Here is a 15,670-nt window from a genome sequence, read left to right on the forward strand (position 1 = left end):
CTTCACGAGTAAAACACATGCTAAATTGATGTGTATGAGCACCGCGTCCCCCACCACCCGCCGTCTGCCCCTCGCCGGTGCGCTGCGCCTCGGCCGGCCATCCGACATCTGGTACAAACCCGCCATCAGCGTGGTCGCCGCGGTCGCCCCGCCCAACCTGACCCTGCTGGCCCTCGGCCGCCTCGACCTGGCGATGTACACGATGGCCGGATCGCTGTGCGCCCTCTACGGCCACAACCGCCCCTACCCAGCCCGCGCCCGAACCTTGGCCCGGGTCGTCCTCGGCATGACCGGCGGTCTCGCCGTCGCCCTGCTCGCCGCCTCGCTCACCACGAACGCGGTCGCCCTGGTCACCGTCGGCGCCCTGATGGCCGCCGTGCAGAAGGCGCTGTGCGACGCCACCCGGGTCGGCCCGCCCGGGAACGTGGTCCTCACTTTCATCAGCTCCGCCTCCCTGTTCGCCCCGCAGGACCTCGCCCAGGTGCCCGGCCATGTCGGACTGGCCCTGCTCGCGGGCGTGTGGGCCTGGCTGGTCGGCATGGCACCCGGGCTGCTGCGCCCGTACGGCCCGGAGCGCCGGGCCACCGCCCAGGCCCTGAACGCCACCGCCGCCTACGCCGACACCCGCGGTACCGGGGAGGGCCACGCCCGCGCCCGGACCGCCGCGGCCGCCGTACACGCCGCCTGGCAGTCCCTGCTCGCCACCGGCGCCCGCACCGACCGCACCCGCCGCGCCCTCGAACACCTCGTCGTCCGTGCCGAGGTCGCCCTCGCCGCCCCCGCCGACGCCGACCCCGAGCGACTGCGCGGCTGGGCACGCCAGTTGCGCGGCACCGGACGCGTCCCGCGGGTGGCCGGCGCCGACGACGCACTCCTCGGCGTCGACGCCGAACGCGCCGTACCGCACCGCCCGCTGTGGCACCGGCTCGGCCCGCTCACCCCGCTCGCCGCCCGCACCGCGCTCGGCTGCGCCCTCGCCGGATACGCCTCCCTGGCCCTCGGCGTCGGCCGCCCGTACTGGGCGCTGGTCACCGCCGCCTCCCTCTACCAGGCCAACACCACCCTCACCTGGAGCCGGGGCGTCCAGCGCGTCGTCGGCAACCTCCTCGGCGTCCTGGTCTTCGCCGCCGTCGTGCCCCTCGCCCATCTGCACCCGGCCGTCCTGGTACTGAGCTGCCTCGTCCTCAACTTCGGCGCCGAGGCGCTGATCGGCCGCAACTACTGGCTCGGCAGCGTCTGCGTCACCCCGATGGCGCTGCTCATCACCGAGTTCGCCCGCACCCAGGACCCCGGGCAGCTGATCACCGACCGGGTCCTGGACACCCTGGTCGGCGCGGTGGTCGGCTTCGCCGCCGCCGTCGTGGTCACCGACCGCCGGGCCGGCGACCGCGTCGAACGCGCCCTGAGCGCCGTCGAGCGGGCCCGGGAGGAGACCGCCCGGCTGCTCGCCGGACCGCACCCGGCCCCGCGCGCCCTGGAGGCGGCCCGCCGCACCCTGTCCGCCGCCCTCGCCGAGCTGCGCGCCACGGCCGACGCCGCGTCCGGCGAGTGGTGGCAGAGCGCACTCCCCCAGGAGCGGGTCGTGCTCGCCGAGCAGTCCGGACACCGTACGCTCGCCGCGACGGTACGACGCCAGGGACCGCACTCCTGGGATGGCACGAGGACTACGGAGGACGTACGGCCATGACGGCGACCAACGGACGACCGGCGGCCGACGGCGACGCGGACGGGGGGACGGGCAGAGCCGCGGGCAGAGACGACACGGTCGCCGCCGTCGTCCGGCAGTGGCGGGCCGTCCATCCCCAGCTGGACACCGGGCCCATGGAGGTCATCGGCCGCATCAACCGCTGCGCCGCCCTGCTCCAGCAGGCCGAGGACGCCCCGCTGCGCCGGGCGGGTCTCAGCCGCCCCGAGTTCGACCTGCTCGGCGCGCTGCGCCGCACCGGTCACGAACTGACCCCGAGCGAGCTGGCCAAGGAGACCTTCTCCTCCGGCGCCGCCGTCACCAAACGCCTCAAGCAGCTCACCGAGCGGGGCCTGGTCGAGCGGCGCGGCGACGCCCGGGACCGGCGGGTCGCCCACCTCCGCCTCACCGACGCGGGCCGGGACCTGGTAGACGGCATCCTGCCCGAACAACTCGCCTACGAGACGGCCGTGCTGTCCGTCCTGGCCCCCGACGGACAGGGCGAACTGGCCGGACTGCTCGCCGAGTTGCTGGGACGACTGGAGGGCAGGATGGGCGCGTTGCGCGCCTGACCGCGGGATGCCATGGGCGGTACGGCGACGGCCGCGGCGCCGCCCGTCGAGCCGCTGCCGCCGGCCGCCGCACACCGCACGGACGACCCCCGGCTCAGCCCTTCTCCTCCGCCCGGAAGACGCCGAACACCGCGCCCCGCGGATCGGTCAGTACGGCGATACGCGGGCCGTCCGGCACCGTCATCGGCTTCGCGCGCACGGTACCGCCCGCCGCGACCGCCACCTCGGCCGTGGCGTCCACGTCCTCGACCGCGAAGTACGGCAGCCAGTGCGGAGGCACCTCCGGCGGGTACCGGTCGCCCATGTCGGCCATCCCGCCGAACTGCTGCCCGCCGACGGCGAACTCCGTGTACCACTCGGAGGACTCGGCGCTCCAGCCGAAGACGGTGCTGTAGAAGCTCCCGGCCCGGCCGGTGTCCCGGGTCGCCAGCTCCACCCAGCCCAGCGCGCCGGGCGCGTTGAGCAGCCCGGCGCCACGGAAGGCCCGCGCCTCCCACAGCTGGAAGGCCGCGCCGGTGGGGTCGAGGGCGACCGAGAAGCGGCCCACGTCGAAGATGTCCATCGGGCCGACGACCACCGTGCCGCCGGCCTCCTCCACCAGCCGCGCGGTCGCGTCCGCGTCGGTCACCGCGAACGACACGTTCCACGCGACCGGTTGGGACTCCTGGTACAGCGGGCTGATGGCCGCGACCGCCGCGTCCCCCAGATGCGCCACGGTGTAGCAGCCGGCCTCCTGCCGGGGATCCGTCTCCGGACGCCAGCCGAACAGCTCCGCGTAGAACCGCTTGGCGCCCTCCAGGTCGTCGGTCCCCAGCTCCGTCCAGCAGGGGCCGCCCGTCACCGGCTTGTCGAACTCCATGGCCGCTCCTTCCGGGGGATCTCTTCTCCGAACGCTAGACCCCGCCACTGACAGCGGCCATCGGACCCGGGCGCGCCCTCAGATCCCCGGCCGGTACCGCATCGGATGGTCGGCCGGCACCTCCACCAGCACGATTCGGATGCCGTCCGGATCCGCGATCCACATCTCGACCAGGCCCCACGGCTCCTTCACCGGCGGACACACGATCTCGACCCCCTTGGCCGCCAGCTCCTCGTGCGCCGCGCCGGCGTCCGCGACCTGCATCCACAGCTGCACGGCGGGGGAGGCGGGGGTGTCCGCGTGCCCGGAGACCTCCAGGAAACCGCCGCCCAGGAAGTACACCGTGCCGCGCTCGGGGCCGGTGCCGAACTCCCGGTAGACGGCGAGGCCGAGCTGCTCGCCGTAGAAGGCGCGGGAACGCTCGAGGTCGGTGGGGTGGACAAGGGTACGACTGCTCAGTACGTGCACCATGCGACCGGAGCGTAGCCCCACCCACCCCCGGCACCCCGCAGGCGGTGCCCCGGCACCCAGCCCCCCGTGCCCCGGCGCCCGGAGCCTCGCACCTTCCTTCCCCGCACCCGTCACCACCGCTTCACCGCCGGTCGACCGGCGGCGTTAGGCTCATGACCGGTTCAGCCTGCCCGAGATCGGAGAAGCCGCCCATGGAGAACGCCGCCGCCGGACTGTCCTTCCGCGACGCCACCGACGCCGACGTGGACGCGCTGGTCGCGCTGATCGAGTCGGCGTACCGGGGTGACGCCAGCCGGGCCGGCTGGACCACCGAGGCGGACATCCTGGAGGGGCAGCGGACCGACCCGGACGGTGTCCTCGACGTCATCAAGGCTTCGGACGGCACGCTGCTCGTCGTCGAGCGGGAAGGCCGGGTCGTGGCCTGCTGCCAGCTGGAACACCGGGGCACCCACGCCTACTTCGGCATGTTCGCGGTCAGCCCCGGCCTCCAGGGCGCCGGCCTCGGCAAGGTCGTCATCGCCGAGGCGGAGCGCCGGGCCCGGGAGGACTGGGGCGTCACGGAGATGCACATGACGGTGATCTCCGTGCGCGACGACCTGATCGCCTGGTACGAGCGGCGCGGCTACCGCCGTACGGGAAAGATGACGCCGTTCCCGTACGGCGACGAGCGCTTCGGTATCCCGCAACGTGCCGACCTGCAGTTCGAGTTGTTGCTCAAGCCACTGGTCTGACGGCTCACGCGGTGAAGCGGGCGGTGCGTTTGATCTCCGGGTAGTCGGTCGTCGCGCCGTCCAGCTGGAGGGCGCGCACCAGCCGCAGGTCGTCCTGGGTGTTCACCACCCAGCCGATCACCCTGAGGTCCGCCTTGCGGGCGTGCTCGACGACCTCCAGGGTCAGCCGCCGGATGTTGAGGCACAGGGTCGCCGCCCCCGCCTCCCGGGCCCGCTCCACCACGTCGGGGCCGTACCGGCTGGCGATCAGCGCGGTGCGCACGCCCGGTACCAGCCGGGCGATCTCGGCGACGGCCTCGTCATGGAACGAGGACACCTCCACCCGGGACACCAGGTCCCGTCGCTGCATCAGCTCGGCCAGCGCGCGGGCCGCCGCCACGTCCTTGATCTCGGCCTGCAACGGCGTCCGTACCGCGTCCAGGACTTCCTCGAACACCGGCACCCGCTCACCGCGGCCCGCGTCCAGGGTGCGCAGTTCCTCCAGGGTCTTCTCGGCGATCGGGCCGGTGCCGTCGGTCGTGCGGTCCACCTCCGCGTCGTGCATGACGACCAGGGCGCCGTCCTTGCTGAGGTGCAGATCGAGTTCGATCAGGTCGAGGCCGGCCTGCTGGGCGGCGACAAAGGAACGGAGGGTGTTCTCGGGCTCGACGCCCATGACTCCGCGGTGACCGATGGTAAGGAAGTTCAAGATTCAACTCGCTTCCGTCGACGGCGGCGGGGATGCACGCGCGCGGACCGTACGACGGGACGTCGCTGTCCACGCGGCTGGGCGCAGCCTAATGGCCGCCCGGCACGATGAACCCGTACGTACACGGGGGATTGGTGCGCAGGGCGCGCGGCGGCTGGCTCGTGCCCCTGTCGGCGGTCACCCGGGGGTGGGCGCGTCCCGCCGTGTATTGACCGGCCGGATCCATGCGCCGCCCGGAGCTGACTCCGCGTCACCAGTCGCAGTGAATGTGAGCGTCTTCACGGTTTCGCACAGGAAAAAGCGCGGCGAAGATGCAGCGTCGCAGGATAATTTCCTGAGGGCCCCCTTGCTGGGAGAAAGCTCGTATGCATACGGTGTCCATACGCGAGGTTCTCCCGTAGAGGATGGGTAATGACGGAAATTCTTGTGCAGGTGCGCTCGGAGGAGCAGGTTCCTCCCGTGTCCAGGGTGGTCGAGCACCCGGCGTGGCCCGTGCTCAAGGATGGCGTGGAGCGGATCCGGCCATGGCAGTCCAAGGACGGGTCGATCGACTTCGACGCCGAGGACGCCCCGGGCCGCGCCGACGCCGAGCGGGCCGTCGACGAGGTGATCGCGGCCGTCGAGGAGCTGTCCCCACTGCTCCCGCACGACGCCGGCTATCACCGTGCCCTGGTGACCGACCTGCGGCGCTGGGCGGTCGGCGGTTTCCAGGTGCCCGACTTCCTCGACTCGCTGCTGGCCTTCCAGCCCGCCGCGAGCCGCGCGCACGGCCTCCAGCACCTGGTCGTCTTCCCGATGTACACCCAGAACGGCAACCCGGACCGCAACCTGGAGGCGGTCGTGCTGCGCATGGTCTGGCCCGACTGGCTGGCCGAGCTGGAGCGCACCCGCTACGACAACCCGCTGTTCTGCGGCATCACGTTCGAGGACTTCACGGCCGGCTACGACACCAACTCCGCCGTCCTCTTCCCCGAGACCATCGCCGTGCGCCAGGCGCCGGAACGTTTCTCCTGGGGCGGTATCTTCTGCGACCGTGAGGCCGCCCGCTTCCGCAGGGTCACCGACGCGGCCGTCGGCCTCCTCGGCCTGGAGCTCCCCGAGGACGTCGCCGCCATGGTCCACGACCAGAAGCGCTGCGAGGAGGCCTTCGTCCTGTGGGACATGGTCCACGACCGCACCCACAGCCACGGCGACCTGCCGTTCGACCCGTTCATGATCAAGCAGCGCCAGCCGTTCTGGATGTACGGCCTGGAGGAGCTGCGCTGCGACCTCACCGCCTTCAAGGAGGCCGTGAAGCTGGCGGCCGACGGCGTCCCGCAGGCCCGTGACGTGCAGTACGCGGTGCTCTTCGACCGCATGTTCCGCTTCCCGGTCACCGGCGACCGGGTCCGCAACTACGACGGGCTCGGCGGCCAGCTGCTCTTCGCCTACCTGCACAAGCACGACGTGGTCCGGTGGACCGACAACAAGCTCGCCATCGACTGGGAGCGCGCCCCGCAGGTCACCAACCAGCTGTGCGCCGAGATCGAGAAGCTGTACAAGGACGGCATCGACCGCCCGAAGCTGGTCCACTGGTTCGCCGGCTACGAGCTGGTCGCCGCCTACCTCGCCCCGCACCCGGGCTCCAAGTGGGCCAAGGGCCCGGACGCCCTGGACCTGACGCTGCCGCCGCGCAAGCTCGTGGACGACGTGCTTCCGGACGAGTTTCCGCTGAGCATGTTCTACGAGGCACTGTCCAAGAAACTGAAGAACGTGATCGCCGAGACCAAGGGCATCACGGCGGACAGCGCCGAGCCGGTCGCCGCGTGAGCGGCCGTCTCCGGAACACTGCTCAAGAGGGGAAGCACATGGCGGGCAACGGGTCTTTGAGTGGTGCGGTGATCGCGGTGGCCGGGGCGGGTGGACCCGCCGGGCACGCGACCCTGGTCAGACTCGCCGGGGCGGGCGCGACCGTCGTCGGCGCCGACAACAATCCCGAGCGTCTGGCGGAGGCCGTGGACGCGGCCCGCTACGCGGGCGGCGGCGCCGTGGTCACCGGTGAGACGGTCGACCTGCTCAACCTGGACTCGACCCGGGCGTGGGCCGACCGTATCGAGAAGGACCACGGCGGGATCGACGGCCTCGTCCACCTGGTCGGCGGCTGGCGCGGCAGCGCGAACTTCACCGAGACCGACCTGGCCGACTGGGACCTGCTGGAGAAGCTGCTGATCCGGACGGTCCAGCACACCTCCCTGGCCTTCTACGACGGCCTGCAGCGCAGCGACCGCGGACGGTACGTGCTGATCAGTGCCGCCGGTGCGTCGAAGCCCACCGCCGGGAACGCCGCGTACTCCGCCGCCAAGGCCGCCGCCGAGGCGTGGACGCTCGCCATGGCCGACGGCTTCCGCAAGGCCGGGGGCGAGGCGGGCCCGACCTCCGCTGCTGCCATCCTGGTGGTGAAGGCGTTGGTGCACGACGCGATGCGCGCCGAGCGTCCCAACGCGAAGTTCGCGGGCTTCACGGACGTCAAAGACCTCGCCGAGGCCGTCGAGGGCGTCTGGAGCAGGTCCGCATCCGAAGTGAACGGAAACCGTCTGTGGCTGACCGAGCAGCCGTGAATCCTCCGAAGACCGACGCACGTCGCCACCACGACCCGGAGGTCCGCGGTTTCGCCAGTGACAACTACGCCGGAGCCCACCCCGAGGTACTGGCCGCCCTGGCCCTCGCCAACGGCGGTCACCAGGTGGCGTACGGCGAGGACGAGTACACCGAGAACCTCCAGCGGATCGTTCGCGGCCACTTCGGCGCGACCGCGGAGGCCTTCCCGGTCTTCAACGGCACCGGTGCCAACGTCGTCGCGCTCCAGGCGGTCACCGACCGCTGGGGCGCGGTGATCTGCGCCGAGAGCGCGCACATCAACGTGGACGAGGGCGGCGCCCCCGAGCGCATGGGCGGCCTCAAGCTGCTCACCGTGCCCACCCCCGACGGCAAGCTCACCCCGGACCTCATCGACCGGCAGGCGTACGGCTGGGACGACGAGCACCGTGCGATGCCGCAGGTGGTGTCGATCACCCAGAGCACCGAGCTGGGCACCCTCTACACGCCGGACGAGATCCGCGCGATCTGCGAGCACGCCCACGGGCACGGCATGAAGGTGCACCTGGACGGCTCCCGGATAGCCAACGCGGCGGCCTCCCTGGACGTCCCGATGCGCACGTTCACCAACGCCGTCGGCGTCGACATCCTCTCCCTGGGCGGCACCAAGAACGGCGCCGTGTTCGGCGAGGCGGTCGTGGTGATCAACCAGGACGCCGTCAGCCACATGAAGCACCTGCGCAAGCTGTCCATGCAGCTCGCCTCCAAGATGCGCTTCGTGTCGGTGCAGCTGGAGGCGCTGCTCGCCAAGGACCTGTGGCTGCGCAACGCCCGGCACGCCAACGAGATGGCCCAGCGGCTCGCCGAGGGCGTCCGGGCCGTGCACGGTGTGGAGATCCTCCACCCGGTGCAGGCCAACGGCGTCTTCGCCCGGCTCCCGCACGACGTGAGCCTGCGCCTCCAGAAGCGCTTCCGGTTCTACTTCTGGGACGAGGCCGCCGGAGACGTGCGCTGGATGTGCGCCTTCGACACGACCGAGGAGGACGTGGACGCGTTCGTGGCGGCGCTCAAGGAGGAGATGGCGCGCTAGGCAGGGCCACGGCTGTTGCATAGATATGCGGTCGCCTGAAAAGTCATTGACTCTCGGGTGATCGCATTTCTATGCTCTGCGCTCATGGAGCTGATCCAGAACACCGCCGACCTGTCCGCGTACTTGGCAGCTGACGAGGTCATCGACCATCGCCATCCCGTGGTCCGGGAGGCGGCCGCCCGACTGGCGTCGGAAGCCGATCACTCGTATGCCTATGCACGGGCCGCGTACGAGTTCGTGCGGGACGCCGTCCCGCACTCCGCCGATGCCGGCGATCCCCGGGTCACCTGGCGGGCCTCGGACGTGCTGGAGCGGCGCACCGGCATCTGCTGTGCCAAGGCCCACGCCCTCGCCGCCCTGCTGCGCGCCGAGGACATCCCCACCGCCCTGTGCTACCAGCGGCTGGCGGACGACGACGGAACCGGCCACGTCGTGCACGGGCTGGTCGCCGTCCGCTTCAACGGGGCCTGGCACCGGCAGGACCCGCGCGGCAACAAGCCCGGCGTCGACGCCCGGTTCTCCCTCGACGGCGAGCGGCTGGCCTGGACTCCCGACCCGGAGTCCAATGAGATGGACTATCCAGTCCTGTACGCTGAACCTCACCCGGCCGTGCTCGGCGCGCTGAAAGCGGCGCCCGACCGCTCGTACCTGTGGAAGACGTTCCCCACCGCACTCTGAGGCAAGGCAGATGACTCTCACGCTCACCGTGTCCGACGAGGTGCGCGCCCTCGCGCCAGGCTTCACGCACCTCGCGATCGAGGCTCACGGTCTGGCCAACGGGCCCAGCACCGAGGCGAGTTCGGCCCTCCTCGACGACGCGTCCCGACGGCTCGCGGTGCGCCTCGACGGGCGTGCCCCGCACGAGGATCCGCACATGGCGGCCTGGCGCGCGGCCTACACGGCGTTCGGATCCAAGCCGTCCCGTACCCGGAACTCCGCCGAGGCGCTGGCCAAACGAGCCCTCGCGGACGGCGGCCTGCCCCGCATCAACCTGCTGGTGGACCTCTACAACGCCATCAGCGTCGCCCACCTGATCCCCGTCGGCGGCGAGGACCTCGACCTCATCCAGGGCGGGATGCGCCTCGTGCGCGCCACGGGGGAGGAGGACTTCGTGACGGTCGCGGGCGGCGAGGAGGCCGTCGAGCACCCGGACGCCGGCGAGGTCGTGTGGTGCGACGCGGCGGGCGTCACCTGCCGCCGCTGGAACTGGCGCCAGGGTCCCCGCACCCGCCTGACCGAGCGGACGACCTCGGCCGTCTTCCTCCTGGAGAGCCTCGCCCCGATGCCGGTGGCCGAGGTCGAGTCGGCGGGTGCCGAACTCGCCGAGCTGCTGGAGAAGTTCAGCCCCGGGGCGCGTATCGAGGTGCGGGCGCCCGAGTCGGCGGGCTGAGGCTCAGACCGCCTCGGCCGCCTTCAACTGCTCCTGCGTGGGGGCCGTACCGCCCAGGTGGGTCGGAAGCCACCAGGTGTCCGCCGTGTCCTTCGGGCGGGCGGGGTAGGCGCGCTGGGCCGCGTCCAGCAGGTCCTGGACGCGCTCGCGCAGGCGGCGGGTGATGGCGCCCGCGTACTGGTCGCGCGGGGCCTCGACCGGCTCGCCCACCCGGATGGTGATGGGGAGGTGGTTGCGCTTGAAGTTGCGCGGCTGCCCCTTGGTCCACAGGCGCTGCGTGCCCCACAGCGCCATCGGGATCAGCGGGACGCCGGCCTCCTGGGCCAGGCGCGCCGCGCCCGACTTGAAGCTCTTCAGCGTGAACGACTGGGAGATCGTGGCCTCCGGGAAGACCCCCACGATCTCACCGGACTTGAGCGAGTCCAGCGCGTGCTGGTACGCCGCCTCGCCCTGCTTGCGGTCCACCGGGATGTGCTTCATCCCGCGCATCAGCGGACCGGAGATCCGGTGCCGGAAGACCGAGTCCTTCGCCATGAAGCGCACCAGGCGCTTCTGCGGGATGGCTGCCAGTCCGTCGAAGACGAAGTCCAGGTAGCTGATGTGATTGCTCACCAGCACGGCGCCGCCCGAGCGCGGGATGTTCTCGGAACCCTGGCAGTCGATCTTGAGGTCCCAGACCTTGAACAGCGTCTTGGCGAAACCGATGACGGGACGGTAGACCAACTCGGCCATGGGCGGGGCGGACCCTTTCTGCTCTGCCTGGGAAAGAGTCTCCCGGCGAGAAAGTTACGGAGCCGTAGGTTTACGACGTATCGCAGATCGTGCCCGAAGAACGGACGGGGAGCCAGCCCTGGTGCCCCGGAGTGGCGAGATCCTCGTCACGTCGGCCTATGATCCACCTCGGATTTTTAACCCGCCTTTACTCTGCGCGTACCGCCACTCGGCGGATGAGAAGGAACATCTCGCACCCCAGGCAGTACCCGAACGCCGCGTTCAGGAAGGCCGCGGCGAGCGCGATCCCGGTCGCCGCGAGCCCCAGCCAGCCGGGGCCCAGCGCGAAGCCGACCAGACCGAGTCCCGCGAACACCAGTCCCACCGCCTGCGCGAATCGCGGGGGTTCGGGTGGTTCGAACTCCGTAGGGGGAGCGAGCCGGGGTCGTACCGCCGTCCGGAACGCCCACCCGTACGGCGAACGGCTCACGCCCGCGGCCGCGCCGAGCGCGAACACCAGTGTCTGCCAGGCGAGGATCCAGGGGCTCCGGGTGATCAGCGCGGCGGCCAGTACGACCGTCGTCACGGCCGCCGCGAATCGCGGCCCACGTGCGTCGATGTCCATGAACCAAGGATTCCGCCCCGAAGGCCGATAGGGGAGTCGGGAATCTTTGCAGTCTCGTGAACGCTTGTCGAAGTGGCGAGCGGCGTCGTGAAAGCTGGAGCCCGTGATGACCGGACTGATGGTGTGCGTGGCGGTGCTCGCGGCGGCGAGCGTCTACGGAGTGCTGCACAAGCGGCGGAGCGGGAGGGTACGAGTGCGCGGGCGGGACGACGGCAAGCGGCTCGGGGCGGCCGAACTCGGTGCCGAACTCGGCGGACGCGCAACGCTGGTGCAGTTCTCCAGCGCCTTCTGCGCTCCCTGCCGGGCCACCCGGCGGGTGCTCGGCGAGGTCGCCGCGCTGGTCCCCGGGGTCACCCATGTCGAGATCGACGCGGAGGCCCACCTGGACCTGGTGCGCGAACTGGAGATCCTCAAGACGCCCACCGTGCTGGTGCTCGACGCGGCCGGCCGGGTGGTGCGCCGGGCCACCGGACAGCCCCGGAAGGCGGACGTCATCGCCGCGCTGGGAGAGGCGGTCTGACGGACGTGCCGATGACGGTGAGGCAGCTCCCATATGCCGGAACGTACTTGACTGGGCGTACCACCTATCGTCAGCCTGACCGTATGCCCCATGAACTCCTTCTCTTCGGGCGGGTCCACGTCGATCTGGCCCGCACCGCGAGCGCGCGCTGTCCGGGTCGCTGAACGACCCCGGACCCGAACGCCGCCTCCCCCAGAAGGAAGACTCCATGACGGCCACGCCCGACCTCGGCACCTCCCGGCTCGCCTCCCCCGACCTGCTCCGCTCCGCCTTCCGGCGGCACGCCGCCGGCGTCGCGGTGATCACCGCGCGCGGGGCCGGCGGCCCGGTCGGATTCACCGCCACCTCCCTCTCCTCCGTCTCCGCCGAGCCGCCGATGCTCTCCTTCGGTGTCGGCACGGGCGCCTCCAGCTGGCCCGCGATATCCACCGCCGAGCACATCGGCGTCCATGTCCTCGGCGAGCACCAGGCCGAGCTCGCGGCCACCTTCGCGCGCAGCGGCGCCGACCGGTTCGGGGCGCCCACCAGTTGGCGCGAGGGCCATGCGGGAGTCCCGGTCCTCGACGACGTGCTGGTCTGGCTGGTGTGCCGGGTCGTCGCACGGGTACCGGCCGGCGATCATCGCATCGTGCTGGCCGAAGTGGTCGTCGGAGACCCCTCCCGCGCCGGCCGGCCGCTCCTGTACCACCAGGGTGCTTTCAACGGACTGCGCGATTGATCACGCGTCCCTCGTCCTGCGGGGGCGTCGGATTCCGGTTACGCTGCGTTGCGAAGGTCACAGTTCAAAGCGCTTGCTTAGCGGGCATGAACTGGGTGTACTGACGAGTAATATTCCGTTCGGAGCGCGCGGCCGCCCCGACCGGGATGAGCCGCTTGAGGCGCCTATGCTGCCTTCAAGAGGCAGCCCAGAAAAGACGATGCAGTAGGAGAGCCGGCGTGAGCCTGAGGATCGTTGTCACTGTCAAGTACGTGCCCGACGCCACTGGCGACCGGCACTTCGCCGATGACCTGACCGTCGACCGTGATGACGTGGACGGTCTGCTCTCCGAACTGGACGAGTACGCGGTCGAACAGGCGCTGCAGATCTCCGAGAACTCCGACGACGACGTCGAGGTCACCGTCCTGACCGTCGGTCCGGAGGACGCCAAGGACGCGCTGCGCAAGGCGCTGTCGATGGGTGCGGACAAGGCGATCCACGTCGAGGACGACGACCTGCACGGCAGCGACGTGATCGGCACCTCGCTGGTGCTGGCCAAGGCGATCGAGAAGGCCGGCTTCGACCTGGTGGTCTCCGGTATGGCCTCGACCGACGGCACCGCCGGTGTGGTCCCGGCCCTGCTGGCGGAGCGGCTGGGTGTCCCGCAGGTCACCCTGCTCTCCGAGGTCTCCGTCGAGGACGGCGTCGTGAAGGGCCGTCGTGACGGCGACGCCGCCAGCGAGCAGCTGGAGGCCTCCCTGCCGGCGGTCGTGTCCGTCACCGACCAGTCGGGTGAGGCGCGTTACCCGTCCTTCAAGGGCATCATGGCCGCGAAGAAGAAGCCGGTGGAGTCCTGGGACCTGTCCGACCTGGACATCGAGGCCGAGGAAGTCGGTCTGGAGGGTGCCTGGAGCGCGGTCGAGACCGCCACCGAGCGTCCGGCCCGCACGGCCGGCACGATCGTCAAGGACGAGGGCGAGGGCGGCAAGCAGCTCGCCGAGTTCCTCGCGGGCCAGAAGTTCATCTGAGCCCCGCAGTCGCCGACCGCCCCTCAACTGATCCAAGCAGGAGAGCATTCCCATGGCTGAAGTCCTCGTCTACGTCGACCACGTGGACGGTGCCGTCCGCAAGCCCACCCTGGAGCTTCTGACCCTGGCCCGCCGGATCGGCGAGCCCGTCGCCGTGGCCCTCGGCAACGGCGCCGCCGACACCGCCGCCGTCCTCGCCGAGCACGGCGCGGTGAAGGTCCTCACCCACGACGCGTCCGAGTACGCCGACTACCTGGTCGTGCCGAAGGTGGACGCGCTGCAGGCCGCCTACGACGCCGTGTCCCCGGCCGCCGTCCTGGTCCCCTCCTCCGCCGAGGGCAAGGAGATCGCCGCGCGTCTGGCGCTGCGCATCGGCTCGGGCATCATCACCGACGCCGTCGACCTGGAGGCCGGCGACGAGGGCCCGGTGGCCACCCAGTCGGTGTTCGCCGCGTCCTTCACCACCAAGTCCCGCGTCTCCAAGGGCATCCCGGTCATCACGGTCAAGCCCAACAGCGCCGCCGTCGAGGCCGCCCCGGCCGCCGGCGCGGTCGAGGCCCTCGCGGTGACCTTCTCCGACAAGGCCACCGGCACCAAGGTGACCGGCCGGACCCCGCGTGAGTCGACCGGGCGTCCGGAGCTGACCGAGGCCGCGATCGTGGTCTCCGGCGGCCGCGGCGTCAACGGCGCCGAGAACTTCGCGATCATCGAGGCGCTCGCCGACTCCCTCGGCGCGGCCGTGGGTGCCTCGCGTGCCGCCGTCGACGCCGGCTGGTACCCGCACACCAACCAGGTCGGCCAGACCGGCAAGTCCGTCTCCCCGCAGCTGTACATCGCCAACGGCATCTCCGGGGCCATCCAGCACCGGGCGGGCATGCAGACCTCGAAGACGATCGTGGCGGTCAACAAGGACGCCGAGGCCCCGATCTTCGAGCTCGTCGACTTCGGCGTGGTCGGCGACCTCTTCGACGTCGTCCCGCAGCTGACCGAGGAGATCAACACCCGCAAGGGCTGATCACCGCCAGGCTGTCCGAGGCCCCCGTGACCGACACCGGTCACGGGGGCCTCGTGGTGTCAGCGCAGGCTCAGCGAGGCCTGCACGGGCAGATGGTCGCTGGGGAACTGGCCGTGCATCGAGAAGGTGTCGATCGTCGCCCGGTGCGTGGTCACACCCGGCGAGGTCAGGATCCAGTCGATACGGTCGCCGTCCCGCTTGAGCCGGTGGTAGCCGTGGAAGGTGCCGTACAGGGTGCCGCGCCTTTCGGCCGCCTCCCAGGTGTCCACGAGGCCGGAGTCCACCAGGGTGTCGTAGGCCGGGTTCCTGTGCGCGGCGGCGTTGAAGTCGCCGGTCACCACGACCGGCAGCGCGGGGTCGAACTCCGCGATCCGCTGGGTGAGCAGGGTCGCACTGCGCTCGCGGGCGTACTGGCTCTTCTGGTCGAAGTGGGTGTTGGCGACGTAGAACTCCCGGCCGTCGTCGGCGAGATCGCGGAAGCGGATCCAGGTGACGATGCGGGGGAAGGCGGCGTTCCAGGTGTTGGAGCGGATGACCTCCGGGGTGTCGGAGAGCCAGAAGGTGTAGTGCTCCACAGGGGCCAGGCGCCGGATGTCGTAGTAGATCGCCGTGGACTCGTCCCGGCTGCCGCCCTCGCGGCCGGTGCCGATCCAGTCGTAGTGCGGTCCGAGGTCGGTGTCGATGTCGCGCAGTTGCTGGTAGAGGCCTTCCTGGGTGCCGATGACCTGGGGGTGCGCGCGGTGCAGCAGTTCGCGCATCACGGGCCGGCGGTCGGTCCAGCTGTTGGGCTCGGCGGTGCTGGCGTACCGCAGGTTGAAGGTCATGACGTCGAGCCGGGGCGCGCGCCGCGACGGAGCCGAGGGGGTCGCCCGCCCGGCCCGCAGAGTGGCGGACGGTCTGGAGGAGGCGGACGAGGCGGAGATCGCGGCACTGGAGAGGGGCACGGTGACCGCCGCGGCCAACAGGACCTTCAGTCCCAGGCGACGGGTGACTCGGCGCTGGTTCGGCACGGGGG

General features: G+C 71.2%; 18 protein-coding genes. 12 read left to right on the plus strand and 6 right to left on the minus strand.

The features are described from left to right. The first annotated feature begins 34 nt into the window (after positions 1–34). Positions 35–1,687 (plus strand): FUSC family protein, encoded by a 1,653-nt coding sequence (locus tag ACZ5K7_RS22920; protein ID WP_468915628.1) that lies wholly within the window; start codon positions 35–37, stop codon positions 1,685–1,687. Beyond that, a complete protein-coding gene (locus ACZ5K7_RS22925; protein ID WP_351742520.1) occupies positions 1,684–2,256 on the plus strand; it encodes a MarR family winged helix-turn-helix transcriptional regulator in 573 nt (190 codons plus the stop codon). Before ACZ5K7_RS22920 ends, ACZ5K7_RS22925 begins: the two co-directional genes overlap by 4 nt. A gap of 94 nt (positions 2,257–2,350) precedes the next feature. Here ACZ5K7_RS22925 and ACZ5K7_RS22930 read toward each other — a convergent pair whose 3' ends face one another. Together ACZ5K7_RS22930 and ACZ5K7_RS22935 are read right to left on the minus strand one after the other, a co-directional pair. After that, positions 2,351–3,115, minus strand: a complete 765-nt coding sequence (locus tag ACZ5K7_RS22930; RefSeq protein WP_468915630.1) for a VOC family protein — start codon at positions 3,113–3,115, stop codon at positions 2,351–2,353. Positions 3,116–3,193: 78 nt separating this feature from the next. Then, on the minus strand, positions 3,194–3,586 hold the full coding sequence (locus ACZ5K7_RS22935; RefSeq protein WP_468915632.1) for a VOC family protein: 393 nt from the start codon (positions 3,584–3,586) through the stop codon (positions 3,194–3,196). 191 nt (positions 3,587–3,777) lie between these two features. Between ACZ5K7_RS22935 and ACZ5K7_RS22940 the strand changes: the two genes are divergently transcribed. Further along, entirely contained in the window at positions 3,778–4,317 is a 540-nt protein-coding gene (locus tag ACZ5K7_RS22940; RefSeq protein ID WP_351712943.1) for a GNAT family N-acetyltransferase, read from the plus strand. A 4-nt stretch (positions 4,318–4,321) separates the two neighbouring features. Here the strand turns inward: ACZ5K7_RS22940 and ACZ5K7_RS22945 are convergent, their stop codons facing one another. Continuing rightward, positions 4,322–5,005: a glycerophosphodiester phosphodiesterase gene (locus ACZ5K7_RS22945; protein ID WP_351712945.1), complete on the minus strand. Its 684-nt coding sequence runs from the start codon at positions 5,003–5,005 to the stop codon at positions 4,322–4,324. Between the two features lie 411 nt (positions 5,006–5,416). On the opposite strand from ACZ5K7_RS22945, the gene ACZ5K7_RS22950 reads away from it, so the two are divergent. From ACZ5K7_RS22950 to ACZ5K7_RS22970, 5 genes are all read left to right on the plus strand, one after another. Continuing rightward, a complete protein-coding gene (locus ACZ5K7_RS22950) occupies positions 5,417–6,814 on the plus strand; it encodes a DUF6421 family protein (RefSeq protein WP_468915635.1) in 1,398 nt (465 codons plus the stop codon). Positions 6,815–6,852: 38 nt separating this feature from the next. After that, positions 6,853–7,602, plus strand: coding sequence for an SDR family oxidoreductase (locus tag ACZ5K7_RS22955; protein WP_351712950.1), 750 nt, complete (start codon positions 6,853–6,855; stop codon positions 7,600–7,602). Further along, positions 7,599–8,669 carry a threonine aldolase family protein gene (locus tag ACZ5K7_RS22960; RefSeq protein WP_351712952.1) on the plus strand — a complete coding sequence of 357 codons (1,071 nt, stop codon included), beginning with the start codon at positions 7,599–7,601 and terminating at the stop codon, positions 8,667–8,669. The genes ACZ5K7_RS22955 and ACZ5K7_RS22960 overlap by 4 nt, the downstream gene beginning before the upstream one ends. Before the next feature lie 84 nt (positions 8,670–8,753). Beyond that, a complete protein-coding gene (locus ACZ5K7_RS22965) occupies positions 8,754–9,347 on the plus strand; it encodes a transglutaminase domain-containing protein (protein ID WP_468915637.1) in 594 nt (197 codons plus the stop codon). Between the two features lie 10 nt (positions 9,348–9,357). Further along, on the plus strand, positions 9,358–10,059 hold the full coding sequence (locus tag ACZ5K7_RS22970; RefSeq protein ID WP_468915639.1) for a B3/B4 domain-containing protein: 702 nt from the start codon (positions 9,358–9,360) through the stop codon (positions 10,057–10,059). A gap of 3 nt (positions 10,060–10,062) precedes the next feature. On the opposite strand, the gene ACZ5K7_RS22975 is transcribed toward ACZ5K7_RS22970, so the two are convergent. Further along, complete coding sequence (locus tag ACZ5K7_RS22975; protein WP_351712959.1) at positions 10,063–10,791, minus strand: lysophospholipid acyltransferase family protein; 729 nt, start codon at positions 10,789–10,791, stop codon at positions 10,063–10,065. Positions 10,792–10,978: 187 nt separating this feature from the next. Next, a complete protein-coding gene (locus ACZ5K7_RS22980) occupies positions 10,979–11,395 on the minus strand; it encodes a DUF4395 domain-containing protein (RefSeq protein ID WP_351712961.1) in 417 nt (138 codons plus the stop codon). Between the two features lie 106 nt (positions 11,396–11,501). On the opposite strand from ACZ5K7_RS22980, the gene ACZ5K7_RS22985 reads away from it, so the two are divergent. The 4 genes from ACZ5K7_RS22985 to ACZ5K7_RS23000 all read left to right on the plus strand — a co-directional run bounded on the left by ACZ5K7_RS22985 (position 11,502) and on the right by ACZ5K7_RS23000 (position 14,655). Next, a complete protein-coding gene (locus tag ACZ5K7_RS22985) occupies positions 11,502–11,915 on the plus strand; it encodes a TlpA family protein disulfide reductase (protein ID WP_351712963.1) in 414 nt (137 codons plus the stop codon). Positions 11,916–12,123: 208 nt separating this feature from the next. Next, positions 12,124–12,633, plus strand: a complete 510-nt coding sequence (locus ACZ5K7_RS22990) for a flavin reductase family protein (RefSeq protein WP_351712965.1) — start codon at positions 12,124–12,126, stop codon at positions 12,631–12,633. 218 nt (positions 12,634–12,851) lie between these two features. Beyond that, positions 12,852–13,640: an electron transfer flavoprotein subunit beta/FixA family protein gene (locus ACZ5K7_RS22995; RefSeq protein ID WP_351712967.1), complete on the plus strand. Its 789-nt coding sequence runs from the start codon at positions 12,852–12,854 to the stop codon at positions 13,638–13,640. Positions 13,641–13,692: 52 nt separating this feature from the next. Then, positions 13,693–14,655, plus strand: a complete 963-nt coding sequence (locus tag ACZ5K7_RS23000) for an electron transfer flavoprotein subunit alpha/FixB family protein (RefSeq protein ID WP_351712969.1) — start codon at positions 13,693–13,695, stop codon at positions 14,653–14,655. Between the two features lie 59 nt (positions 14,656–14,714). Here ACZ5K7_RS23000 and ACZ5K7_RS23005 read toward each other — a convergent pair whose 3' ends face one another. Then, positions 14,715–15,665, minus strand: coding sequence for an endonuclease/exonuclease/phosphatase family protein (locus ACZ5K7_RS23005; RefSeq protein WP_468915641.1), 951 nt, complete (start codon positions 15,663–15,665; stop codon positions 14,715–14,717). Between the last annotated feature and the right edge of the window lie 5 nt (positions 15,666–15,670).

It is taken from the genome of Streptomyces sp. NPDC031497, assembly GCF_055580905.1.

Coding starts and splice junctions, on each gene's coding strand:
- ACZ5K7_RS22920 (WP_468915628.1), top strand. CDS start 35: ATGAGCACCGCGTCCCCCACCACCCGCCGTCTGCCCCTCGCCGGTGCG.
- ACZ5K7_RS22925 (WP_351742520.1), top strand. CDS start 1,684: ATGACGGCGACCAACGGACGACCGGCGGCCGACGGCGACGCGGACGGG.
- ACZ5K7_RS22930 (WP_468915630.1), bottom strand. CDS start 3,115: ATGGAGTTCGACAAGCCGGTGACGGGCGGCCCCTGCTGGACGGAGCTG.
- ACZ5K7_RS22935 (WP_468915632.1), bottom strand. CDS start 3,586: ATGGTGCACGTACTGAGCAGTCGTACCCTTGTCCACCCCACCGACCTC.
- ACZ5K7_RS22940 (WP_351712943.1), top strand. CDS start 3,778: ATGGAGAACGCCGCCGCCGGACTGTCCTTCCGCGACGCCACCGACGCC.
- ACZ5K7_RS22950 (WP_468915635.1), top strand. CDS start 5,417: ATGACGGAAATTCTTGTGCAGGTGCGCTCGGAGGAGCAGGTTCCTCCC.
- ACZ5K7_RS22955 (WP_351712950.1), top strand. CDS start 6,853: ATGGCGGGCAACGGGTCTTTGAGTGGTGCGGTGATCGCGGTGGCCGGG.
- ACZ5K7_RS22965 (WP_468915637.1), top strand. CDS start 8,754: ATGGAGCTGATCCAGAACACCGCCGACCTGTCCGCGTACTTGGCAGCT.
- ACZ5K7_RS22970 (WP_468915639.1), top strand. CDS start 9,358: ATGACTCTCACGCTCACCGTGTCCGACGAGGTGCGCGCCCTCGCGCCA.
- ACZ5K7_RS22975 (WP_351712959.1), bottom strand. CDS start 10,791: ATGGCCGAGTTGGTCTACCGTCCCGTCATCGGTTTCGCCAAGACGCTG.
- ACZ5K7_RS22980 (WP_351712961.1), bottom strand. CDS start 11,395: ATGGACATCGACGCACGTGGGCCGCGATTCGCGGCGGCCGTGACGACG.
- ACZ5K7_RS22985 (WP_351712963.1), top strand. CDS start 11,502: ATGACCGGACTGATGGTGTGCGTGGCGGTGCTCGCGGCGGCGAGCGTC.
- ACZ5K7_RS22990 (WP_351712965.1), top strand. CDS start 12,124: ATGACGGCCACGCCCGACCTCGGCACCTCCCGGCTCGCCTCCCCCGAC.
- ACZ5K7_RS23000 (WP_351712969.1), top strand. CDS start 13,693: ATGGCTGAAGTCCTCGTCTACGTCGACCACGTGGACGGTGCCGTCCGC.